The 24,055-nt window shown below is 55.1% G+C and carries 15 protein-coding genes and 1 tRNA gene; 6 read left to right on the plus strand and 10 right to left on the minus strand.

Annotated elements, in window-relative coordinates; translation table 11 throughout:
* The first annotated feature begins 241 nt into the window (after positions 1–241).
* The 4 genes from B5F76_RS04705 to lepB all read left to right on the plus strand — a co-directional run bounded on the left by B5F76_RS04705 (position 242) and on the right by lepB (position 3,999).
* Positions 242–1,945, plus strand: a complete 1,704-nt coding sequence (locus tag B5F76_RS04705) for a glutamine--tRNA ligase/YqeY domain fusion protein (protein ID WP_087351796.1) — start codon at positions 242–244, stop codon at positions 1,943–1,945.
* Between the two features lie 55 nt (positions 1,946–2,000).
* A tRNA-Lys gene (locus B5F76_RS04710) sits at positions 2,001–2,076 on the plus strand.
* Positions 2,077–2,282: 206 nt separating this feature from the next.
* Positions 2,283–3,188, plus strand: a complete 906-nt coding sequence (epsC, locus tag B5F76_RS04715) for a serine O-acetyltransferase EpsC (RefSeq protein ID WP_087351798.1) — start codon at positions 2,283–2,285, stop codon at positions 3,186–3,188.
* Positions 3,189–3,378: 190 nt separating this feature from the next.
* Positions 3,379–3,999, plus strand: coding sequence for a signal peptidase I (gene lepB, locus B5F76_RS04720; protein WP_087351800.1), 621 nt, complete (start codon positions 3,379–3,381; stop codon positions 3,997–3,999).
* Positions 4,000–4,102: 103 nt separating this feature from the next.
* Here lepB and B5F76_RS04725 read toward each other — a convergent pair whose 3' ends face one another.
* The 7 genes from B5F76_RS04725 to B5F76_RS04755 form a co-directional block, all read right to left on the minus strand.
* Positions 4,103–5,317: an acetate kinase gene (locus B5F76_RS04725; protein WP_087351801.1), complete on the minus strand. Its 1,215-nt coding sequence runs from the start codon at positions 5,315–5,317 to the stop codon at positions 4,103–4,105.
* Positions 5,318–5,386: 69 nt separating this feature from the next.
* Positions 5,387–7,483 carry a phosphate acetyltransferase gene (pta, locus tag B5F76_RS04730; RefSeq protein WP_087351803.1) on the minus strand — a complete coding sequence of 699 codons (2,097 nt, stop codon included), beginning with the start codon at positions 7,481–7,483 and terminating at the stop codon, positions 5,387–5,389.
* A 329-nt stretch (positions 7,484–7,812) separates the two neighbouring features.
* Positions 7,813–11,364: a pyruvate:ferredoxin (flavodoxin) oxidoreductase gene (nifJ, locus tag B5F76_RS04735; RefSeq protein ID WP_087351805.1), complete on the minus strand. Its 3,552-nt coding sequence runs from the start codon at positions 11,362–11,364 to the stop codon at positions 7,813–7,815.
* 476 nt (positions 11,365–11,840) lie between these two features.
* The gene (locus tag B5F76_RS04740) at positions 11,841–13,553 is read right to left on the minus strand and encodes an FAD-dependent oxidoreductase (RefSeq protein ID WP_087351808.1); all 1,713 of its coding nucleotides are present in this window, start codon (positions 13,551–13,553) and stop codon (positions 11,841–11,843) included.
* 24 nt (positions 13,554–13,577) lie between these two features.
* Positions 13,578–15,515 carry a selenocysteine-specific translation elongation factor gene (gene selB / locus B5F76_RS04745; protein ID WP_087351809.1) on the minus strand — a complete coding sequence of 646 codons (1,938 nt, stop codon included), beginning with the start codon at positions 15,513–15,515 and terminating at the stop codon, positions 13,578–13,580.
* Between the two features lie 136 nt (positions 15,516–15,651).
* A complete protein-coding gene (ispH, locus tag B5F76_RS04750) occupies positions 15,652–16,515 on the minus strand; it encodes a 4-hydroxy-3-methylbut-2-enyl diphosphate reductase (RefSeq protein WP_087351852.1) in 864 nt (287 codons plus the stop codon).
* A 34-nt stretch (positions 16,516–16,549) separates the two neighbouring features.
* The gene (locus tag B5F76_RS04755) at positions 16,550–17,551 is read right to left on the minus strand and encodes a tRNA dihydrouridine synthase (RefSeq protein WP_087351811.1); all 1,002 of its coding nucleotides are present in this window, start codon (positions 17,549–17,551) and stop codon (positions 16,550–16,552) included.
* 158 nt (positions 17,552–17,709) lie between these two features.
* Here B5F76_RS04755 and B5F76_RS04760 point away from each other — a divergent pair, with 158 nt between their 5' ends.
* Positions 17,710–18,819 carry a transglycosylase SLT domain-containing protein gene (locus tag B5F76_RS04760; protein WP_162608686.1) on the plus strand — a complete coding sequence of 370 codons (1,110 nt, stop codon included), beginning with the start codon at positions 17,710–17,712 and terminating at the stop codon, positions 18,817–18,819.
* A gap of 279 nt (positions 18,820–19,098) precedes the next feature.
* Positions 19,099–19,749, plus strand: coding sequence for an OmpH family outer membrane protein (locus B5F76_RS04765; RefSeq protein WP_162608687.1), 651 nt, complete (start codon positions 19,099–19,101; stop codon positions 19,747–19,749).
* Positions 19,750–20,088: 339 nt separating this feature from the next.
* Here B5F76_RS04765 and cydB read toward each other — a convergent pair whose 3' ends face one another.
* The 3 genes from cydB to argJ all read right to left on the minus strand — a co-directional run bounded on the left by cydB (position 20,089) and on the right by argJ (position 23,906).
* A complete protein-coding gene (cydB, locus tag B5F76_RS04775) occupies positions 20,089–21,117 on the minus strand; it encodes a cytochrome d ubiquinol oxidase subunit II (RefSeq protein ID WP_087351819.1) in 1,029 nt (342 codons plus the stop codon).
* Positions 21,118–21,119: 2 nt separating this feature from the next.
* Positions 21,120–22,427, minus strand: a complete 1,308-nt coding sequence (locus B5F76_RS04780; RefSeq protein WP_087351821.1) for a cytochrome ubiquinol oxidase subunit I — start codon at positions 22,425–22,427, stop codon at positions 21,120–21,122.
* 285 nt (positions 22,428–22,712) lie between these two features.
* Positions 22,713–23,906, minus strand: a complete 1,194-nt coding sequence (gene argJ / locus B5F76_RS04785) for a bifunctional glutamate N-acetyltransferase/amino-acid acetyltransferase ArgJ (RefSeq protein ID WP_087351822.1) — start codon at positions 23,904–23,906, stop codon at positions 22,713–22,715.
* Positions 23,907–24,055 lie beyond the last annotated feature (149 nt).

Raw genomic sequence — 24,055 nt, forward strand, 5'->3', positions numbered from 1 at the left:
AAAAAATTTTTTATCGTCAAGAAATTTTTGCACTTTTGTCATTTGCCGCTTCAATGGGGTACGCAACGGAATTTTGTTGCCAGGGAACTGGTGACAGAACCACATGGAATAGTGGGTTTTTGAGTCTTGCATTGGTGGGAGCTACTGAAAAAGTCTGCAGATTTCTGGATCTTGACGAGCGTAGCTGGCTAAGGTAACAACGCCTTTTCCAGTATTCACCTACTTTGTCAGCGAGGGAGATATGTCCGAGGACAACAAAAAAGATGTCGAAGCCAAGGAAAGCGTAGACTTTATTCGTGCCAAAATCATGGCCGACAATGCGTCCGGGCGCTTTGGAGGGAAAGTTCATACCCGCTTTCCACCTGAACCCAATGGCTACCTCCACCTTGGGCATGCCAAATCCATCTGCCTGAATTTTGGCGTTGCCAAAGAATTCAATGGTCAGTGCAACCTCCGTTTCGACGATACCAATCCCACCAAGGAAGAAGTGGAGTACGTCGAGTCCATCAAGGAAGACGTTCGCTGGCTTGGGGGAAACTGGGAGGATCGCGAGTATTTTGCTTCCAGCTATTTCGACAAATTGTACGAGTACGCGGAAGAGCTCATCAAGATGGGCAAGGCCTATGTTGACGATCTCACGGCAGACGAGATCCGCGCGTACAGAGGCACCCTCACCGAGCCCGGCAAGGAAAGCCCCTGGCGCAATCGCAGCGTCGAGGAGAACCTTGATCTGTTCCGTCGCATGAAGGCCGGGGAATTTCCCGATGGCAGCAAGGTGCTAAGGGCCAAAATTGACATGGCCTCTCCCAACGTCGTCATGCGCGATCCCACCATCTACCGTATCAGGCACGCGCACCATCACAGAACAGGCGACAAGTGGTGCATCTACCCGATGTATGATTTCACGCATCCCTTGAGCGACTCCATGGAAGGCATTACACACTCCCTGTGCACGCTGGAGTTTGTGAACAATCGCGAATTCTACAACTGGGTGCTTGAGACTCTCAATGTCTACCATCCCGAACAGACGGAATTCGCCCGCCTCAATCTGACGCACACCATCCTTTCCAAGAGAAAGCTCATCCAGCTTGTCCAGTCCGGCATTGTCAGCGGCTGGGACGATCCCCGCATGCCCACATTGTGCGCCATGCGCCGCCGCGGAGTGCCGCCCGAAGCCCTGCATGAGTTCTGCCGTCGCATCGGCATGGCCAGATCGGACTCCACAGTCGAGTTCAGCCTGTTTGAATTCTGCATCCGCGAGTATCTCAACGCCCACACTGCCCGCTGGATGGCAGTGCTGGATTCGGTCAAGGTTATTGTGGATAACTTCCCTGAAGACGGCGAGGAAGTCTTCGAAATGCCCCTGCACCCCGAGGATCCTTCCTACGGAACCAGAAAGGTTCGCTTCACGCGGGAATTCTACATTGAGCGCGACGATTTTCGCATGGATCCTCCCAAAAAGTACTATCGCCTTGCTCCCGGGAGAGAAGTGCGCCTGCGCTATGCCTTCCTTGTAACCTGCACTTCGGCAGTACTGAATGAGGACGGCTCTGTCAGGGAAATTCACTGCACCTATGATCCTGCTTCCCGCGGGGGACAGAGCCCTGACGGCCGCAAGGTCAAGGGGACTATTCACTGGGTCAGCGCCAAATACGGTGTCCCGGCAAAGGCTAGGCTCTATGATCACCTCTTTGCAATGGACAATCCCAATGATGTCCCAGAGGGCAAGACCTTCCTCGACAATGTTAATCCGGATTCTCTCAAGGAAGTTAATATCGTGCTTGAGGAAGCCATGAAATCTCTTCCCGTGGGAGAGACCGTTCAGTTTGAGCGCATGGGCTACTTCTGCAAGGACAGGGACAGCACAGAGGATTTGGCTGTCTTCAACAGGACAATTACCCTGCGTGATTCCTGGGCCAAGATAGAGAAAAAGGGTGGAATGTAGAAAAATCCATGTCTTGACAAAGTCCCCATGGGGAGCGTAAAGGCATGCAGACGGAGGGACGTTAACTCAGTCGGTAGAGTATCTGCCTTTTAAGCAGAGAGTCGCAGGTTCGATCCCCGCACGTCCCACCAGGAATTTCCAAAGGCACTTCCCCTGTACGGGTGGTGCCTTTTTTGGTATTTTCGACTGCATGGAAAGGCATGCAGACTGCAGATAGTCCTCTCCGTTCTGTTTTCCAAAAACTTGTGTCCATTCCAAGACGATTTCTTCAAGCAAGCAACCTATTGCTGTCCTGCATTCCTTGTTTGCGGGGAATACGGACAAAAGGAACAAGCCCATGTCCCTGAATGATGATTTTCTGGCTATGCGTCGACTTGGCGAAGTGAGCAAGGCTCTTTGCCATCCCAGTTCCCTTGACAAGGTCTGGCAGGAAACCATGGCCGATTCGCCCATGCCCGCACTGCCTGTGCTTGAAGAGATCATGGCCCGTCTGCGTGTGGCTCTTTTTCCGGGCTTCTTTGGGCGTGCCAAGGTCTGGCGTGAATCCATTGAATATCATGTGTCAGCTAACCTTGACAGCATATACAGGCTTTTGAGTGAACAGATCAGGCGTGGCTACTGCTTTGCCTGCAAGGAGCAGGACTTGTGCCGGGACTGCGAGGCACGAGGCAAGGAAGGGGCCATGAGGCTCATCGATGCCCTGCCGAAGATTCGCGATCTGCTCGTCACGGACACCCAGGCCGCCTACGAGGGGGATCCGGCAGCAACCAGCGCGGGAGAAACGGTTTTCTGCTATCCTTCCATGTGGACTATGATTCATCACCGCATTGCCCACGAACTCTACAAGAACAAGGTGCCGCTCATTCCCCGCATCATTTCGGAAATGGCCCATTCGCGCACGGGAATCGACATTCACCCCGGTGCCCAGATTGGGGAATACTTCTTCATCGATCACGGCACTGGTGTTGTCATTGGCGAAACCTGTATCATAGGCAAGCACTGCCGACTCTATCAGGGCGTGACCCTGGGTGCCCTGTCCTTCCCGAAGAATGCCGATGGCACCTTGGTCAAGGGCAATCTGCGTCACCCAATCCTGGAGGACAACGTAACCGTTTACGCCGGGGCAACCATACTCGGAAGAATCACTGTGGGCGAGGGAGCAGTTATTGGCGGCAATGTCTGGGTTACCTCGGACGTTCCACCCCATACCACCCTTACCCAGGAGAAAGCGCATCGTGCGTAGATTTCCCTTTTTTCCTGTGCTCTCTCTTGTGGTAGTACTGATGCTCTGTGCAAGCCTTTTGGCCTGCCAGAGCGTACAGATAAAACCCCGTGGGGAAATACAGGGAGGCATAGGTGTTGGCGGACACAGATAGACAGTGTCTGACTGGATATCAAAAAACAACGAAGAACTGCAATTGGAAGAAAGCTCAATGTATCTCAAGGATAGTTCGGTGAAAAAAAAGAAACCGTTGTGGCGTGAATATCTGGAGGCGCTTGTTGTCGCTCTCCTCATCGCCATGCTGATCAGGACATTTATTGTCCAGCCTTTCAAGATTCCTTCCGAGTCCATGTGCAATACACTCCTGGTGGGAGACCATCTTCTGGCCACAAAATTTGATTATGGCCTGAAGCTTCCCTTTACAGATATTGCCATTCTCGCTGGAGAATTGCCCCAGCGCGGCGACGTCATTATTTTCAAGTATCCCAAGGATCCCGACGTGGACTTTATCAAGCGTATCATTGGCATTCCCGGTGACGTCATAGAAGTTCGCAACAAGCAGGTCTACCGCAATGGCGAGGCTTTGAAGGAAGACTATGTCCGCATTGACGAGCCGGATCGCATCATTCCCGGACGTGACATCTTTGGACCTGTAACTGTGCCCGAGGGCATGTACTTTGTCATGGGCGACAACAGGGACAACAGCATGGACTCGCGCTTCTGGGGATTTGTTCCCAAGAATGACATTATTGCCAAGGCACGCCGTATCTACTGGTCTTGGCAAGGCCTGACCGATATACGCTGGTCCCGCCTGGGACAGGCCATCAATTAGCAGCTTTCGCACTTTGTCCGCCTGTCCTTGTGCAGGCATGAAAAAAGCCCTGGTGCCATATGGCATCAGGGCTTTTTAAATGACTTGTTGCTGTAGCAGAAAACTACTTCTTGCTCACCAGTTCTTGGGCGACCTGAGCAATCTGCAGCTCCTCGTTGGTGGGAATGACAAGAATCTTGACCTTGCTTTCGGGAGCAGAAATGGTGCGGGCACCGCTCGCGCGCTTCAGGTTGGCTTCCTTGTCGAGCACAAGGCCAACGCTTTCGAGGTTCTTGACCACATCCTCGCGCACGAGTTCGTCGTGTTCGCCGATGCCTGCAGTGAAGGTTACTGCGTCCACCTTGCCGTCAAGCAGGAAGAAGTAGGCACCAAGGGTCTTGCGGATGGAGTGGATTAGCATGCGGAAGGCGAGATCCGCCTTCTTGTCACCCTTGTCGCGTGCTGCGTGCAGGTCGCGCATGTCGGAAAGACCGCACAGGCCGAGCAGACCGGACTTCTTGTTCATGAGGGTGTCCATTTCCTCGGGGGTCAGGTTCTTGTTCTTCATGATGAAGGGAACAATGGCGGGGTCAATGGAGCCGCACCTTGTGCCCATGACAAGACCTTCGAGGGGGGTCAGACCCATGCTGGTGTCAAGGCAGCGGCCGTTCTTCACGCAAGACATGGAGGAGCCGTTGCCAAGGTGCATGGTGATGGAGTTGAGCTCGTTCAGGGGCTTGCCCAGGTATTCCGCTGTCTTCTTGGCAATATACTTGTGGGACGTGCCGTGGAAGCCATAGCGGCGAATACGCATGGTTTCGTAGTATTCGTAGGGCAGGGCGTACATGTAGGACTCGTCGGGCATATCCATGCCGAACTCGGTGTCGAACACTGCCACATTGGGGACGCCGGGGAAGAGCTTTTCACAGACCTCGATGCCCATGAGGTTGGCGGGGTTGTGCAGGGGGCCGAGGGGGAAGCAGTCGCGGATGGCCTGCTTGCACTTCTCGTCCACGATCATCGGCTGGGTCACTTCCTCGCCGCCGTGGAGCACGCGATGGCCTATGGCTGCAATTTCGCTCTGATCCTTGATGACACCCTTGTCCTTGTCGGTGAGGAGTTCGATAACGAGCTCCATGGCCTCCTTGTGGGTGGGGAAGGGCTGCTCGCGGATGATTTTTTCTTCTTTGTCCGTATCGGGAGCAATCTTGTGGGCAAGGCGACCCATCTCAAGGCCGATGCGCTCGGCTATGCCGGAGCAGAGCACAGCCTCGGTTTCCATCTCGATGAGCTGGTATTTGCAGGAAGAAGAGCCGGAATTGACAATAAGAATTTTCATAAATGTCCCTAAAAGTTTCTTGAAAGGGGGGCAGGGTACGCTTTCCTGCCCCCCCCCTGATGAGTATGTCTACTTGCTTTCGGCTGCAGCCTGAATGGCCGTGATGATGACCGTGTTCACGATATCCGCAACTAGGCAGCCACGGGAAAGATCGTTCACAGGCTTCTTCAAGCCCTGCAGAACAGGACCGATGGCAATGGCGCCTGCGGCACGCTGCACAGCCTTGTAGGTGTTGTTGCCGGTGTTCAGATCCGGGAAGATGAAGACAGTGGCCTTGCCGGCAACATTGCTGTTGGGAGCCTTGGTCCTGGCAACCACGGGATCAATGGCAGCGTCGTACTGCAGGGGGCCTTCGATCAGCAGATCGGGGGCCTTTTCCTTGGCGATCTTCGTGGCTTCGATGACCACATCCACGTCAGCACCCTTGCCGGACGAACCGGTGGAGTAGGAGAGCATGGCAACGCGGGGCTCGATGCCAAACACCTTGGCCGTGTGGGCAGAGGTGATGGCGATTTCGGCCAGCTGATCTGCAGTGGGGTTGGGGTTCACTGCGCAGTCGCCGAACACAAGTACCCTGTCGCTCAGGCACATGAGGAAGACAGAGGAGACCACCGAGAAGCCGGGCTTGGTCTTGATGAACTCGAAGGCAGGGCGAATTGTGTGAGCTGTGGTATTGATGGAACCGCTCACCATACCGTCGGCTGCACCCAGCTTGACCATCATGGTACCGTAATAGGTGGCGTCGAGCATGACATCATGGGCACGTTCGGGCGTGACACCCTTCTGCTTGCGGAATTCGTAGTAGCTGTTTGCGTAGTTGTCGAGGTCTGGAGAAGTGGCGGGATTGATGATTGTCGCGCCCTCGATATTGGCACCGAGCTTGTGGGCCTCGGAACGGATCTTTTCTTCGTCGCCGAGCAGAATGATGTCTGCAGCGTTGCGGCGGAGCAGAATGTCCGTGGCCTCGAGGATGCGACCTTCCTCGCCCTCGCACAGGACAATGCGCTGTTTCTTCTGGCGCGCCTTTTCGAGCAGGTTGTACTCGAACATGAGCGGGGTCATGCGGCTGCTCTTTTCTGCCGCAAGCTGGGAGGCAAGGGCCTTGCCATCCACATAGTGCTCAAAGAGGCCGAGGGCTGTGTTGATCTTGCGCAGATCGGAAGGATCAATGACACCGCGCACATGCTGCACCAGCTGGGATGCGCGATAGGTGTGGTGCTGGGTGACCAGGATAGGCATTGCCATGGGACCCATGCTGCTGATGAGCTCCATAATGGAGTCGGCAGGCTTGAGGCCACCAGTGAGGAGCACACCGGCGATGCTGGGCTTGTTGGGCGACAGACGGGCGACAAGTGTGGCAAGCAGGATGTCGGAACGGTCGCCAGGCGTGATGACGAGAAGATCCCTTTCCAGATAGTGCAGGAAGTTCTCGGAATGCATGGCGGCAATGACAAAGTTGGACACCAGGGTATCCGTGTGCTGCGAGCCGGTGAGAAATTCCGCGTCCGTGCAGCGGGCCACGTCGTTCAGCGTAGGGCTGGCCAGAGTGGGATCTTCCGGAATATCGTAGATGAGGGGCTGACCCTTTGCGGTGTGGAAGGCAGAGCGCAGGCTGTCGAGTTCGGCTCTGGACAGGGAGACGCGGTTGATGATGGTCGCAGCGACATCGCAGTGCTTCACCATGTCCAGCATGCTTGTCTGAATGGTCTGGCGGATTTCCGGCAGGCTCATGTCCTTGCCGCCAACCACGAGAAGCACGGGGGAGTTGAGGTTGCCGGCAATTTCGGCATTCAGATTGAATTCGAAAACAGGATCCTTGCCGCGGAAGTCCGTGCCAAGGCAAAGAACGAAATCGTATTTTTCCTGCAGGGATTTGAATTTGTTGAGGATGGACTCCTGCAGAGCCGTGGTGGATTCCTTGGCGATGATTTCGTAGGCTTCGTCTTCCGTGTAGGCGAAGGTGTCTGCGTAGTTCTGGTCCAGCTTGAAATATTCCAGCATGAGATGGATGTCGGGATCCTTGTCGTCAAGCTGGGGCAGGGGAATGATGGGGCGGAAAATGGCGATTTTGCCTGTCACGCCGCTCAAAAGCTGCATGACGCCAAGGGCAATGGCGCTTTTACCCGAAGAAGGACCTGTGGCTGTAATATAGAGTGACTGCTTCATAAGGATTTTTTCAGCACCGCTTCCTGTGGGAAAGGTGGCTAACCTCCCTGATCTCCGGTTGAGATGGGTTACGGCCAGGCTCTTTTGCGCCGTTTTGCGGGCAATGGTGTCTGGGATGGGGAGCGTTTCCCCCTTGTAATGAAAAGGGAAACCTGGGGAGACAACGGGGACTTCCCGTGCCCCGGGTCTTTTCAGGATAGGCGCCGCAAGAAGGAATGTTGCGGGCGCTCTCCGGGAAGGCTGTCCTGCTGGAGGGGGAAGTGGCAGGTCGAAAGGAAAAGGGGGTGGAAGGCAGAATTTTGCCCTCCACCCCCGCGTGGAAATGGAAACTACTTGGTTTCGTTGTCGTCGGACAAGGCGTAGGGCAGATCAGCTATCTGCGTGTAGATGGCAGTACGTTCGGCGTACAGGTCACGCAGCTCGCTGTTCAGCTTCTCGGCAGTTGCAGGATCCTTCTTCTTCAGGGCTGCATAGCGGTTTTCGCCAGCCAGGAAGTCCATGATGTCCGCAGTAGGAGCCTTGCAGTCGAGAACGAAGGGATTCTTCTTCTCCTTGGCCAGATCGGGGTTGTAGCGGTACAGCCTCCAGTATCCGGTATCCACGGCCAGCTTGCCTTCTTCCATGGACTTGCCCATGCCCTTGCGGATGCCCTGGTTGATGCAGGGAGCGTAGGCGATGATGAGCGAGGGACCCTTGTAGGCTTCGGCTTCCTTGAAGGCCTTGAGGACCTGCTGCTTGTTGGCGCCCATGCAGATGGAGGCCACGTAGACATAGCCGTAGGTCATGGCCATACGGCCGAGGTCCTTCTTGCCGGTACGCTTGCCAGCTGCGGCAAACTGGGCAATTGCGCCGAGAGGAGTAGCCTTGGAGGCCTGGCCACCGGTGTTGGAGTACACTTCCGTGTCGAGAACGAGCACGTTGATGTCTTCGCCGGAGGCAAGCACATGGTCCAGACCGCCGTAACCGATGTCGTAGGCCCAGCCGTCGCCACCGAAGATCCAGCAGCTCTTCTTGGTGAAGTGCTCTTCCATGTCTTCGATTTCATGGGCAAGCGGGCAGTTGACGTCGTGCAGGCTGGCAATGTTGGCCATGACGGCTTCGCCGTATTCCTTGGACTTTTCGGCGTCGTCCATGTTGTCCAGCCAGTTCTGCATGGCTTCGGTGAGGGCAGCGTCAAGGCCTTCCTCGGCCAGAGCCTGCTTCACAAGGTCGGCCAGCTTCAGGCGGCGCTGCTTCACGGCAGAAGCCATGCCAAGGCCGTACTCGGCAGCGTCTTCGAACAGGGAGTTGCCCCATGTCGGACCGCAGCCTTCTTCGTTGACCGTGTAGGGAGTGGTGGGAGAGGAGGCACCCCAGATGGAGGAGCAGCCGGTGGCGTTTGCAATGTACATGCGTTCGCCGAACAGCTGGGTGAGAACCTTGACATAGGGGGTTTCGCCGCAGCCTGCGCAGGCACCAGAGAATTCATGCAGGGGCTGCTGCAGCTGGGAACCCTTGAGGGTGAAGCGATCCAGGATGTTGTTCTTCAGGCTCACGTTGTCCTGAGCGAAGGCAAGGTTTTGCTTCTGGGTTTCCATCTGGGTGGCGAGGGGCTTCATCACCAGGGCGTCTGCGGGGCAGACCTCGGCGCAGGAGCCACAGCCAAGGCAGTCTTCGGTGTAGACCTGCATGCGGAAATGCATGCCCTTGAGTTCCTTGCCCTTGGCGTCCTTGGTCACGAAGCTTTCGGGAGCGCCGGCAAGCTCGTCGTCAGTAGCCACATAGGGACGGATGGTGGCATGGGGGCAGACAAAGGAGCACTGGCAGCACTGGATGCACTTGTCGGCCTGCCATTCGGGAACCAGAATGGCCACGCCACGCTTTTCGCAGGCAGCTGTGCCAGTAGGCATGGTGCCGTCGGGCCACATGGCGGAAACGGGCAGCTTGTCGCCGCGCTGGGCGAGAATGGGACGGACAACTTCGCGGATGTACTCGTCGTCGTTGTCATGGGTAACCACGGCGCCTTCGGTGGTGGTAGCCCAAGACTCGGGGTAGACGATTTCCTGCAGGGCGTCCATGCCCTTGTCCACAGCGGCAATGTTCATGTTGACGATCTTGTCGCCCTTGCTGCCGTAGGTCTTCTTGATGGATTCCTTCAGAAGCTCGACTGCCTTCTCGAAGGGAATCACGTTGGCCAGCTTGAAGAAGGCGGTCTGCATGATCATGTTGATGCGGCCACCAAGACCCACTTCCTGGGCCACCTTCACGGCATCGATGTTGTAGAACTTCAGATGCTTTCTGGCGATGATGTTCTTCATGGAGGCAGGCAGCTGCTTCTCCATTTCCTCGAGGGTCCAGTCGGAGTTCAGCACGAAGGTGCCGCCGTCCTTGATGCCGTCAAGCAGATCATACTGGGTCACATAGGCTGCCTTGTGGCAGGCGATGTAGTCGGCATGGGAGATGAGGTAGCAGGACTGGATGGGCTTCTTGCCAAAGCGCAGATGGGAAACTGTGAAGCCGCCGGACTTCTTGGAGTCGTAGGCGAAGTAGGCCTGGGCATAGAGATCGGTGTTGTCGCCAATGATCTTGATGGCCTGCTTGTTTGCACCAACGGTACCGTCAGCGCCAAGGCCGAAGAACTTGCACTGGATGGTGCCCTCGGGCACGGTGTCGAGTTCCTTCTCGACGTCGAGGCTCAGGTTGGTCACATCGTCTTCGATGCCCACTGTGAAGTGGTTCTTGGGCTGGCAGCCGAGCATGTTGTCGTAGACAGCCTTGACCATGCCGGGGGTGAAGTCCTTGGAACCAAGGCCGTAGCGGCCGCCGGTGACCTGGATGTCGTCGCCCCTGCCGGTTTCCTTGAGGGCTGCGCACACATCGAGGTAGAGGGGCTCGCCGAGGGAGCCGGGTTCCTTGGTGCGATCGAGAACAGTAATCTTCTTGGTGGTGGCAGGCAGGGCCTTGAGCAGATGAGCTGCGGAGAACGGACGGTACAGGTGCACGCGCACGAGGCCCACGCGTTCGCCGTTGGCGTTCATGTGCTGAATGGTTTCGTCAATGACTTCACAGGACGAACCCATGCTGATGATCACGCGCTCTGCATCCGGGGCGCCATTGTATTCGAAGAGGTGATGACGACGGCCGGTGATGCTGGCCACCTTCTTCATGTTGGCTTCCACAATGGCGGGAACCGCAGCATGGAAGGCATTGCCTGCTTCCACGTTCTGGAAGTAGATGTCGGGGTTCTGGGCAGTGCCACGGATGTGCGGATGATCCGGGCTCATGGCGTTGGCGCGGAATTCCTCGACCTTGTCCCAGGGGACGATCTTCCTGATGTCCTCGTAGTCGATCATCTCGATCTTCTGGATTTCGTGGGAGGTACGGAATCCGTCGAAGAAGTGGAGCATGGGGACGCTGGACTCGATGGCGGAGAGGTGAGCCACCAGGGCGAGGTCCATGCATTCCTGCACGGAACAGGAGCACAGCATGGAGAAGCCGGTCTGACGGCAGGCCATGACGTCCTGATGGTCGCCGAAGATGGACAGGGCGTGGCTTGCGATTGCACGGGCGGAAACATGGAAGACACCGGGAAGAAGTTCGCCGGCGATCTTGTACATGTTCGGGATCATCAGAAGAAGACCCTGGGATGCAGTGTAGGTGGAAGTCAGGGAGCCAGCGGCGAGCATACCGTGAACGGTACCGGCAGCACCAGCTTCAGACTGCATTTCACGCACTGCAACAGTCTGGCCCATCAGGTTCTTGGTCCCGTGGGCTGCCATCTCGTCAATGACCTCGCCCATGACGGAAGAGGGAGTGATGGGATAGATTGCAGCAGTATCGGAGAGGGCATATGCAATCCAGGCGGTTGCATTGTTGCCATCCATGGTTTTCATCTTGGCCATGTCATCCTCCTAAAAAGAGATAGGGAATATACAATATTTCAAGACTTTATTGCGAAAACCAGACTGGTTTTCGCCAAAAACTGAAAATTGCTTGTACAAGAAAGACTGGGTGGCCAGTCTCGTGCGGGCAGAAAAGGACTTTCGGGCCTTTCCTCATTTTTGTTTGGACTCCCCTACCATGAAATTGATTGATTGAACAGTGGGGTTCAAAGAAAAATTTTTTCTGGTTCAACCAATTGAAATCACAAGGAATCTACGGGAAAATGAAGCTGAAAGACAAGCAGGGCAAAAGAAAAATTTCACGTAGTGAACTTGTGCCATGCGCAGGAGCATGAAAACCAGTGCTGCGTATCGGGAGAAAACACAGGCAGGGCACAAGAGACGGCTCAAGGCCATGCAGATTTAAAAAACAGGAAAGGGCGCAGCTTGGGAAAATCCCCAGGCTACGCCCAATACAAGGATGTGGATACTACTGACTACTTGACTTCGCCGCCTGTGGCGAGGAAGGCCTGCATGCCACCCATAGTATGCTTGACATTGGTGATGCCGTGGCGGGCAAGGCAGAGCACTGCGTCATAGCTTCTCAGGCCTGTGTTGCAGATGATGGCAACTGGGCGATCCGTGGGAACTTCCTTCCAGCGGGTATGGATGGCTTCAAGGGAGATGGCGTGCCAGTCGGGATGCTTGGCCTGCACGGCATCGCCTGCCTTCTGCGGACGGGCATCGATGAAGAAGTAGTTGTTCTTGTCCCTGTTCTTCCACAGCTCGGCGAATTCTCCGGCAGTCAGAACCTGGCAGCGGCCTTCGAGCACGTTTTCTGCCGCGTTGCCCACAGCGTTGATGACGTCCATGGCAGCGGCGAAGGGCGGCGCGTAGGCAGCCTCGAGGGTGCTGATGTCTTCGACAGTGGGCTTGATATGCTGCAAAAGTGCAGCCACGGGATCGATGCGGGCCTTGAGCGCATCCGGGTTGGCGCTTGAACCCTGCAGGCCAAGCACGCGCTTTGTGCCCTTTTCAACGACCAGTTCCAGAGCGGTGATGTCGTGCTGGGGGTAGAAGTGGGCCTTGTCGAGCTGTTCGACAAGAACACCTATGGCGTCAAAACCGCTTCTGCGGGCCATTTCCGGAGTCATGCCCACGCCGCAGAAGGCCTTCTTGAAGAGCTTCACAGCCCATGTGCCCACATAGCCCTTGAAGGTCGCGGAGCCACCTGCAAGGTTGGTGCCTATAACGCGTCCCTGGCGGTTTGCCATGCTGCCGAGGGGCAGATAGCCCTGTTCGTTGGTAATGAGGTTCTTGATGGAGCAGCAGTCGCCGCCTGCGTAAATGTCAGGATCCGAGGTCTGCATGTATTCGTTGACCACAATGGCGCCACGGCTGGTCACTTCAAGGCCGGCATCCTTGGCCAGTTGGCCGTTGGGGAGGAAGCCTGTGGAATAGATGACAAGCTGGGCCTCGATTTCCCTCTTGTCCGTGACAACCTTCGCGACCTTGCCATCTGCGCCTTCCATGCGCAGCACCTTTTCGCCAGTGAACACGGAGACATCGTTGCTTTCAAGGTCGTGTCTGGCCATGTCGCTCAGTGTCTTCGAGAGCACGCCAGGGAGCACCTGGTCCATCATCTCCACTACGCTTACCTTGACGCCCCACTGGTCTGCCATGGCAACAGCGGCCTCAAGGCCAATGAAGCCTCCGCCCACGACCACTGCGGAATCCACCTTCCTGCCTTCCATGAGGTGACGAATCGCATCGGCAGCTTCGAGTTTGGTCAGGGTAAAGACATTTTTCAGCTCTGCGCCTGGCACATCAGCGGGCCTTGGCCTGGCACCAGTGGCAAGGACAAGCTTGTCGTAGGGATAGGTTGCCTCTTCGCCAGTGAGCAGATTTTTTGTCGAGACTGTCTTTGCCTTTCTGTCAACGGCCGTCACACGCGTGTTTGTCTTGACCTCGAAGCCCTTCATGTCCCTGAAGTAGGAGGGATCACGCAAGGTCTGATAGGGAGTGGAGCACAGCTCCTTCACGTTGTCCACATCACCGCCCACGAAGAAGGGGATGCCGCATCCGCCGTAGGAGATGAGGGAATTTTCGTCAAAAAGGGTGATTTCACTGTCGGGTGCAAGACGCATGCAGCGGCAGGCAGCCTTGGGACCAAGGGCCACGCCGCCAACGACGATGATTTTCTGTCCCATATCAATGTTCCTTGGGCTAAAGCGTTAATGGCTACGGAACTGGCGTTTGTCGCCAATCCGCACTGTTATTTTTTCCTGATCGAGATATTCGAGCAGGGAGATAAGATATTTTCGCGACAGACCGAAGAGCGTCTTCATGTCTGCCAGGGTGAGATCGTCATGGCCCTCAAACCAGGCAGAAACTTTGGTGAGCACCTCCTCGAAGGCTTGTCTTGAGTAGTAGAGCCCCTCGCGCAGCTTCACAAGCTCTCCCCGTGAGACCAGCACCTTGCAGATGGAAATGGTTTCCTTTTCGCTCGAACGCAGACTCTCCTGGACATCTTTGAGATTTGGCGGAGTGAGGTAGGCCTTTTCGTAGATGGCAAGCATGGATGCACCAAGCCTTGTCTGTCTCTCGTCCAGCTCCATCCCGCGCCCAGGCAGCTTCAGGATATCGCCGCTGGCAATCAGCTTGCCTTCGGCAACAAGACTGTCCACAACCCTTGTTACAAGCTTTGGGGCAAGTGCCCTTGTCCATCCGGCAGCAAGGGCAGATCTGGCAAAACCTTCCATAAGAGGGGATTTCTCGTGCAGTTCGTGCGCTCTGGCAAAAGCCTGATCAGCAAGGGCGGCGAAGGCATCCGCTCCGATGTAGGCCCTGTTTTCCCTGTCGCAGCAAATGGCCCTGTGTGAGGAGGCAAGGATCTGCAGAGCCTTTTCAAGCCTTTTTTGGCCAAGGCCGGTTGCAACGCGCAAGACAGCGAAGGAGGCAAGATCGCTTTCGCGCAGGGCAAGTACCTTGTCGCAAAGCAGGACATCGTTGTCTTCGCCCGAGGCGGAGGCTATGCGTGCGAGATCCTGCAGCAGTGAGAGATTTCTGTCACGTTTGCCATCCTTGCTGCTCATGGACGGTGGCAGGGGAGAGAGAACGACAGCACCCGCCACTGCACGCAGGGGTGAAGCGGAACGGAGCACACAGTGATCGTTGAAGACAGCCGGCAGGGCCTCGTCAAAACGTATCTCGCAAAGAGCCGTCTCTCCCGGCTTGAGCTGCTGGCGATCAAAGAAAAGGATCCTGGCCTGAGTTTCCAGTGTCCCGTGGTGGAAATGCAGCTCTGTCCTGTTGTGGAGAATCATGGGAGAGTCTGCAAGGCAGTGCAGGTCCACAATCCATCGCTGGGAGGGGAAGAGCGTGCCCGGCAGGCAGAGAACATCTCCCCTGCGTATGTCTCCTACCTCAAGGCCCTGCAGATTTGCAGCGCAGCGTTCGCCCGCATGCGCCTCTTCGGTTGGCGTTTCATGGCGCTGCAGGGTGCGTATGTGGGTGGCAAGGCCGCGGGGCATAAGCAGAGCGTCGCTGTCCTTGCGTACCCTGCCCGAAATGATGGTCCCGGTGACAATGGTGCCAAAGCCCCTGAGAGAAAAGACCCTGTCCACAGGCAGACGGAAGATGTCTGAGCGTGCCTTTTGACGCAACGCGTGTGCCTTTGCGGCAATATGGCTGCGTACCCTGTCCAGACCCTCGCCGGTGAGCGAGGAAACGGGCAGAATGGGTGCGCCTTCGAGAAAGGTTCCCTTCAGAAAGCTGGCGACATCCTCCTGCACCATGGAAAGCCAGTCCTTCTCCACAAGGTCGCATTTGGTAAGCACTACGAAGCCATCGTGTATGCCAAGCAGGGAGCAGATATCCAGATGCTCCCTCGTTTGGGGCATGATGCCCTCGTCTGCAGCCACAACCAGCATGACAAGATCCATGCCTGCAGCGCCCGCAACCATGTTTTTTACGAAACGTTCGTGTCCCGGCACGTCCACTATGCCGAGACGCTGGCCGTCTGGCAGATCCATCCAGGCAAAACCCAGTTCTATGGTGATGCCACGCTTTTTCTCTTCTTCCAGACGGTCGCAGTTGATGCCCGTGAGCGCCTTGACGAGCGCCGTCTTGCCGTGGTCGATATGGCCTGCTGTACCGAGAATGAAGGGCATGGAATCTCCTTGAAACAGGGGCTAAAAAGCAGAATCTGTTTTGTCTGATAGTAGCTCCAAAGATCTCCTTTGGCAACAAAGTGCAGGGCTTTTGCCAATGGGAAATGGAAGTTCTGCCAGTTTTGAATCCTGTTTGTCAGTTGGAAGAAGTCTTGATGTCCTTGAGCCAGACTTCGGCTGCGTCAATGAGCGGCTTCGGAGTGGATGCTCCTGCGGTCAGTCCGACTGTTGTCTTGCCGGCAAAGTCCTGTTCTGTCAGCTCCTGTATCTCTTCCACGTGGTAGGTGGTAATGCCGCAGCCTGCGGCAAGGGAGGCCAGACGCCTGGTGTTGCCGCTCTGCCTGCCACCAACAACCACCATGGCCTCCACATCCTTGGCAATGGCAAGGGCTTCGGCCTGGCGTTCGTCCGTAGCGTCGCAGATTGTGGCCAGGACCTTGAGCCTGGGCAATTTCTTTTCGAGGTAGGCACGAATTTCCTCGAAGAGTCCCGCATTTTGTGTGGTCTGCGAGGCAAGGACCCAGGACTGGCCGGAATCGAGTTCCATGCCTTCGAGTGTGGCGAGATCCGTGAAAACATGGCTTTTGCAGCAGGCGTAGGAGATGAGGCCCCGTACTTCAGGGTGATCCGCTTCGCCGAAAAGGAGCAGGGAAGAACCGTCTGCCGTTGCCCTGGCAATGGCCAGCTGGGCCTTCTTTACCCTGGGACATGTGGCGTCGACCAGAGTGGCTCCGCTTTGGCGAAGAAATTCCTCGTCCTGCCTCGGAACACCATGGGCTCGTATGACTACAATGTCGCAGGCTGTCACGCTATCCAGCTTTTGCAGGCAGACAACGCCCTGGGCTTCATAGTCTGTCAGAACCTGGGGGTTGTGGATAATGGGGCCAAGGGTACAGATGCGGGTCTTGCCGGGATTGCTTTCAATAGCCTTGTCCAGGGTCCTCAGGGCAAGGCTGACCCCCATGCAGAAGCCGGCTGTTTTTGCGCGTTTGACAAGCATGCAGATGTTTCCTCCTTCGTGTGCCACAGAGCTCCTACTCCTGCCCAAGGAATTCATCGAGCAGGGTGTCGAGCTGGGCTAGACTTGTGCACTGGCACAGCTCCTGCCTCAGTCTGCGTATTCCCGGAAGTGTCCGTACATAGCGGGGAACAATGGAACGCAGGCGGAAGATGGCATTTTCCTCGTTTCCCAGAGAGCTGATAAGGGCCATATGGCGCGAGATCATTGCCTTGAGTTCTTTCCTGTTTCTTTCCGGCAGCCTGTGCCCTGCCGCAAGGGCGTTGTGTTCGGCAAAAATGCCCGGATTGGTCAGGGCACCCCTGGCGTACATGACTCCGTCCACACCGGTTTCATCAAGACAGCGCATGCCGTCTTCTGCCGTGAAGAGATCGCCCGAGGCCAGCACGGGAATGGAGAGTCTTTCCCTGGCAAGAGCAAGTTCCTCCCAGCGCGCCTCGCCTGAAAAGCCCTGTTTGGCTGTGCGAGGGTGCAGAGTGACAAGACCAGCACCCATGTCCTCAAGGCGCAGGGCTACATCGAGCCACGGTTTGTTTTCCTCGTTGAGACCAAGGCGCAACTTGAAACTCATGTGTCCGGGCTCTGCTGCCTTAATCATGGCCTGAGCGCATTGCAGGGCATTGTCCAGATCGCGGAACATGGCAGACCCGGCACCCTGACGAGCCACCTTGGGAACAGAACAGCCCATGTTCAAGTCAAAGAAGGAGTAGCCTGCGTCGCGGAGAGTATGCACAGCGTCTGCCAGAAAGGAGGCTTCCGCGCCAAAGAGTTGCACGACAAGGGGAGTATCCTGGGGCACTGTGGCAAGGACGCGCCAGGTGTTTGTACCGTTGTAGGCGAGCCCCTTGGCAGAGACCATCTCTGTCACGCAGCAGGCTGCCCCGTACTCGCGGCACAATATCCTGAAGGGCAGATCGCTGTAGCCTGCAAGAGGGGCAAGCCAGGGCTTGTCCCTGCCAATGGGAAGTTTGTCCGGCTGTTTGCCCGGGGAAAGAGGAAAATCGTAGCTGTGCGCCATGCGCGCTCCATAGAATTTCTGTTTTCTGCCGAAAAGGAATGCAGGGCAGGATCGGGAAAGGGAGTGTATACCGAATTCCCTTTCAAGGAAACGTATGCACAGGGAAGATCCCCGATAAGCCTGTAGGTACAGGGGAAAGGCATTTGGGAAAGAGACTCATGATCGAACAGAGAAGCAAGGCACAAGGAAAAAGGCCAGAGTTCTGCCCAATCAAGCGCCAGCGCATTGTTGCTGGTCTTTTGCTTGCGTTCGTCTTTTTCGTGAATGCCATTGCAGGAATAGCGGCAAGGGAAGGAGGGCTTGCTTTTCTTCAGCATGAGAAGCTTGCCCAAAGCATTGTTCGCAATAGCAGTCACTGGCTCAGGGAAGACATTGGTTCCTGGCATGTGTTCGAGACTAATACTTGGCTTGTGGGGCGTGTACGAAGCCATGTAGGGAGCCTTGAGCGATCCCTTTCGGATTTTGGCTACACAAGTGTGCGGGAGCAGGTGGAGCTTGCTCTGGACAATCATATGGCATTTCCTCTCCTGAATGAAGATCTTGTTGGCTATCAGTCCAGTGCCAGAGGAGAACCTCTGAATGAAAGGGGACGCCCTCTGCGCTGGCAGGGCGCCATGCGTGAGCTTGAGGCAGCCAGAATGATGCATGAGCGCACAAGGCAGGAAAGTCCTTCTCCCTTTTATTATGTGAGACAATCCCGCGGGCTTGGTTTCAAAGAGCCTGTACTTGTCTATCTTCCGGAGATACGAAGATTTGCCGCAAGGTATGATATCCCGGTCCCTCTCCTTCTTGCTGTCATGCATGTGGAAAGTGGAGGCAGGCACGAGACAACAAGCAGTCGCAATGCCATTGGGCTCATGCAGGTTCAGCCGGAGACTGCTGGCATCGATGTTCACAAGTATCTGGTAAAAAAGAGCGGAGGATCGTTAAAAAATATAGAAGTATCAAATGTTTATGTGCATGTTAAAGATTTCGAACAGAATATTCGCTATGGAGCAACATATTTGCATCTTCTGGAAAGACGATATTTTTGCAAGGTAAATAACAGGGAATCACGTATGCTTTGCATGATTGCAGCATATAATATGGGACCAGGACGATTTACTAGACTTTTTGCAAATACTACTGAAAAAGCAGTAGAAATAATAAATTTATACAGCAGTATTGGCTTATACGAAGAGATACTTATAAGATATAACTGTAATAAATATAATTATATTGACAGGGTGATTAGTCTCATGTTTCAGTACAGGAAACTTGGATATTAAAATCATATTTGTTAAAATTAATTATTTTGTTATACAGGATTGATTGTAAAATATTTTTTTTTGAATCATTTGTCAAAATAAATGGAAAAAACATGATGGATATGGCATGAACAGCATTTTGCCTTTCCGGTTATTGTGTGCTATCAGCTGCAGCATCCCCAGGGTATGCCTTGTCAGCCAGTGCGAAAAATACCGGCTCAGCCCGATGTTTTGCTCAGCACAGGAAAAAAGGCGAAAAAAATCAAAATATTCCAGACAATTCTGGATGAGGTGTACATCATGTTCAAACGTTTTGTCCTTCTCCCTCTTCTTGCCTGCTGTCTCATGTTCGGAGCCTGTCTCCCGGACAGCCAGTCCAAAAATGAAATCGCTGTTGTCGATCTTGGCAAGCTGATCAGGGACAGCGAGCCAGGCAAGCAGGCCCAGGCTTTTCTTGAAGGTATTCAGGAAGATTTCAATACAAGGCTGATGGTCCAGCAGAAGAAGGTCCAGGCCAACCCCGATGATCAGAAAGCCATGCAGGCTCTCGAGACCATGTATGTGAGCATGCAGCAGCGCATGCAGACCGAAGAGCAGAACGTAAGCAACAATCTGCTTGAAAAGATATTGCAGACAGTGAAAACATTCCGTGAGGCCAAGGGCTACAAGGCTGTGCTGCGCAGCGAGGGCGTGGTCGATTACGACGCGTCTCTCGACGTGACTCCCCTTGTGCTTGATGAAGTTAACAAGCTCAAGATGGAGTTCAAGCCTGTTACCAGCGATCAGCCTACCATCGATCCCGCAGCGGCCGGTGTGGCTCCCAAGGCTCAGGAGGCTGCGCAAACGCCTGCTCCCAAGGCTGCTGAAGCCCCTGCTGCAGAGCAGTCCAAGCCTGCAGGTGATGTCAAGGCTGCTGTACCTGCAGAGACTTCTGGCAAGCAGACAAAGTAGAAATCTCCTGCACCCGTTTTTCAGGAGCGCTCTGTTTCACTTTTCTGAAACAGGGCGCTTTTGCATTTGGCGAGAAAGAAGGACAGCTCATGCAACGGATGCGGGTACGCAACAACCTTGGATGGTGCTTGTGCCTGTACTGGCAAGAGGGCCATCTGCGAGAGCTCCTGCACATTGTACGAACTGTCTGACAGAGATTCTTCCTGATGCACAAGCTCATTGCTCGGGACAATGAAAAAGCCGTGTCCTTTTGGGGGACACGGCTTTTTCATTTATGGCAGCTCTTGGTCTGGCAGTAGAAAACCGCGTCAGGCCAGCAAGGCTGATTCAGTTACACCGTTAGTAGGAGTGGCTGTCGCTCATGACCTGTTCGGGATCCAGCTTGTGCGAGAAAAGCCTGTAGGCCCAGAACTGGTAGATGAGCACGATGGGCACCATGACTAGGGCAACGCCCAGCATGATGGTCAGGGTCAGCTCGCTTGAAGAAGAGTTGAATGCCGTGAGGGTAGCTGCACGATCCATGGAGGAAATGAGCATCCTCGGGAACATGCCCATGACACCAAAGAAGGTCACGCCAATGATGAACAGGCAGCTGCTTGCCCAGGCAAGAAGGATCTTCTTGCGCAGGAGCATGACCAGAATGCCAACAAGGCCTACCACAGCAATCACCGGGATAATGAAGAGCACGGGATTGCTGAAGTAGTTCTTGAACAGATCCGTGTAGAATGCTGTGAGCCACAGGAAGCCGACAAGACAGATAAGGGTCAGGGGCCAGAGCAGATACACGTAGGCCAGAGCCCTTTCCTGCATTTCACCCTTGGTCTTGAAGCACAGCCACAAGGCCCCGTGCAGAGCAAACATGACCAGGAAGAAAAGACCACCGGCAAGGCCGTAGAAGTTCAGGAAGGTGAGGAGATTGCCGTGGAAGACTCCGTTGGCGTCAATGGGAATGCCACGGAAGAGGTTGGCAAAGGCAACGCCCAAAAGAACTGCTGCGGCAAAGTTGGTGAGAAAATGCACCCAGTCCCAGAGGCTACGCCAGGCAGGATGATCGATCTTGTTCCTGAATTCGTAGGAAACTGCGCGCAGGATAAGGGTGAAGAGCAGAAGGAGCAGCGGCACATACAGGGCCGAGAACATCACGGCATAGGTCTTGGGGAAGGCTGCAAAGGTCACGCCACCAGCAGAGATGAGCCACACTTCGTTGCCGTCCCAGAACGGGCCTGTTGCGTTGAACATCACGCGGCGCTCGCCCTCGTTGCGGGCAGCAAAGGGAAGCAGGCTGCCAATGCCGAGGTCGAAGCCGTCAAGGATGAAGTACATTGCCCAAAGCAGAGCCCAGAGAACGAACCATATGGTTTCCAGCATGGTTATACCTCCTCAGGTCCCTTGCGGGCATATTTGATAAGCAGACAGATATCGAGAATGCCAAGCAGTGTGTAGACCACAATGAAGGCAACCAGGGAGATCAGGATATTGGTGGGATCAACCGGGGAGACTGCGTCGGATGTGCGCATGAGGTTGAACACTATCCAGGGTTGGCGGCCGATTTCTGCAACAGCCCATCCAAGGCCCAGTCCAAAGTAGGGCAGGGGGATAAGCCAGGGCAAAATCCTGAGCAGCTTTTCGTTGGGCTGTTCTTTTTTACGCTGTGTAAAGGCCCAGGCACTGGCCAGCACAAAGACCGAGCCAAGAAGAATCATGAAACGGAAGGACCAAAATACGGGTGCGACCGGCGGTCTGTCTTCCTTGGCAAAATCCTTGAGACCCTTGACCTCTGCGTCAAAGGAACCGTAGCTCAGGAAGCTGACCATGCCGGGCAGAGGAATGATCTCGATGCTGTTTTCCTCGTTTGCCTCGTTGGGCACGGCAAAGAGGTAGAAGGGAACATTGGTCCCGGTTTCCCAGTGACCTTCCATGGCAGCGAGTTTGCTGGGCTGGTAGTTGGCCACATTGCGGCCCTGAATGTCGCCGCTGAGCGCTACAAGCAGGGACATGACAAGGGTAAACACCGCTGTCATGCGGAAGGTCTTGCGGAAGAATTCGGTGTGCTCGTTCTTGCGGTACATGTGCCAGGCGGAAACGCCAAGCACAAAGAAGCCGGCAAGAAGCCATGCTGCGAGCATGTTGTGGCTGAACATGCCCCAGGCATAGGGATTGGAGACAACAGCGAAGAAGTCGGTCAGCTCGGCGCGTCCATTGCGCAGTATGAAGCCTGACGGGTTCTGCATGAAGCCGTTGGCCAGGATAATCCACACAGCAGACAGGTTGCCGGCAATGAAGACCAGCCAGGCACAGACGCAGTGCGCAGTCTTGCTCAGCTTTTTCCAGCCGAAGTGCCAGACAGCCAGGAAAGTGGATTCGAGGAAGAAGGCAACCGTTGCCTCGATTGCCAAAAGGGAGCCAAAGATGTCACCCACGTATTCCGAGTAGCGTGACCAGTTTGTGCCAAACTGGAATTCCAGGGTAATACCGGTGACTACACCAAGGGTGAAGTTGATAAGAAAGAGTTTTCCCCAGAACTTCGCGTGTTTGCGCCAGATTTCGTCTCCGGTTCTGACGTACTTTGTCTCCATCCAGGCAATCAGCAGAGAAAGGCCCAGAGTGAGCGGCACGAAGATAAAGTGGAAAAAGACAGCTACAGCAAACTGCAGCCTGGACAGCATTACTGCATCCATGCATCCTCCCGGGGGCGGAAACTCTGTACACCCCAAGATGCAGAGCCAACACCAAGTGACGTTAGTGAAGCTTGACCGCAACGGGTACAGAATCCGTGGGAATTGGGTTTTTCAGAAGACCTGCAAACAACACAGGGTACGGCAATGCATATGTCTTGTCGCAACCCGCGCTTGTAGAAAAAACTCTATCAGTAACAATAAGTGATTGCAACAAATCCTTGTATAGCTCTGCCCAAAGCCAGTTGACACATTGGACAGGGAAGAAATCAGGCTTGCTGCAATCACTCAGGATCTGTAGTCGGAGTTCAGTTTGACGTATCCCACACTCAGGTCGGAGGCTTCCAGCGTGTAGCTGCCACAGCCTTCTCCAATGCAGATGTCGATGGGAATGTTCTCTTCCTGGAGGGGGCCTTCCAGAGCTGCGTCAAAGTTGCCGCCAAGAGGCTGGCCATTGCGGAAGAGCTCGACACCGCACAGCACAACCGAGACATCCTCGGGCTTCATGGTGACACCGCTTCTGCCCACGGCTGCCACGATGCGCCCCCAGTTGGCGTCCCTGCCGTAAATGGCAGTTTTGACAAGCTGCGAGTGACCTACCGTTCTGGCAACCTGTTCCGCATCTCTGTCCGTGGCTGCGCCATGAACGTGTATAATCATGACCTTGGTTGCCCCTTCGCCGTCCTTCACCAGCATGTGAGCTGTGGTGTGCAGGATGTCCGTCAGGGCTTCCTCGAAGATATGTTCGTCTTCGGGCGTAGCCATGGCAACATTGGATGCACCGTTGGCAAGAGCAAGAATCGTGTCATTGGTGGACGTGTCCCCGTCTACGCTGACACGGTTGAAAGTCTTGTCCGCGCAGCGCGCAAAAAGAGCCTGCCATTTTGCCGGATCCACGATGGCGTCCGTGAGGACAACGCAGAGCATGGTCGCCATGTTCGGGCAGATCATGCCAGCGCCCTTGGCCATGGTTGTCAGGCGTACGGTTCCGCCAGAGAGCCTGATGTCCTTTGAGGCAAACTTTGGAAATGCGTCTGTTGTCATGAAGGCTCTGGTAAAGCCCTCCGCATCCCTGCTGCCAAGGCTTGCGGCCAAGGCTGGAACTGCAGCTTCCCATTTGTCCATCTTCAGCTGATCGCCAATCACACCTGTGGACATGGGCAAAAGGGTGTCAGGAGCAAGATTCAGCGCTTCTCCCACCATGGCCAGGGTCTTCTTGCAGTTGGCAAGGCCTTCGTCACCGGTGCAGGCATTTGCTTGGCCGGAATTGGCCACTATGCCGCGAACGGCCTTTCCTGTTGCGAGTCTTTTCTGGCAGACAAGCACTGGAGCGGCCTTGAAGACATTGGTTGTGAAGACACCGGCGCAGACTGCGTCCCTGTCGGAAACAATGAGGCCGAGGTCGTCTCTGCCTTCCTTTTTGAATCCTGCCTGGGCTGCACCAGCGACAAAGCCGAGAGGAAGATCAAATGAGTGATTCATCACAATATACCGGCGCAAGCTCCTTGGCATCTACGCAAGGATAAACGCCATCCTCCTTGTAAAATCGGGGAAAGAGGCCTTTAGTTGCAATCCTCAAAAGCAAAAAGGAGGCGGAAGGCCCTCGGGCCCCGCCTCCAGGATTCCATTCA

Origin of the sequence: Desulfovibrio sp. An276 (assembly GCF_002159665.1) — a bacterium.
GTDB lineage: Bacteria > Desulfobacterota > Desulfovibrionia > Desulfovibrionales > Desulfovibrionaceae > Desulfovibrio > Desulfovibrio faecigallinarum.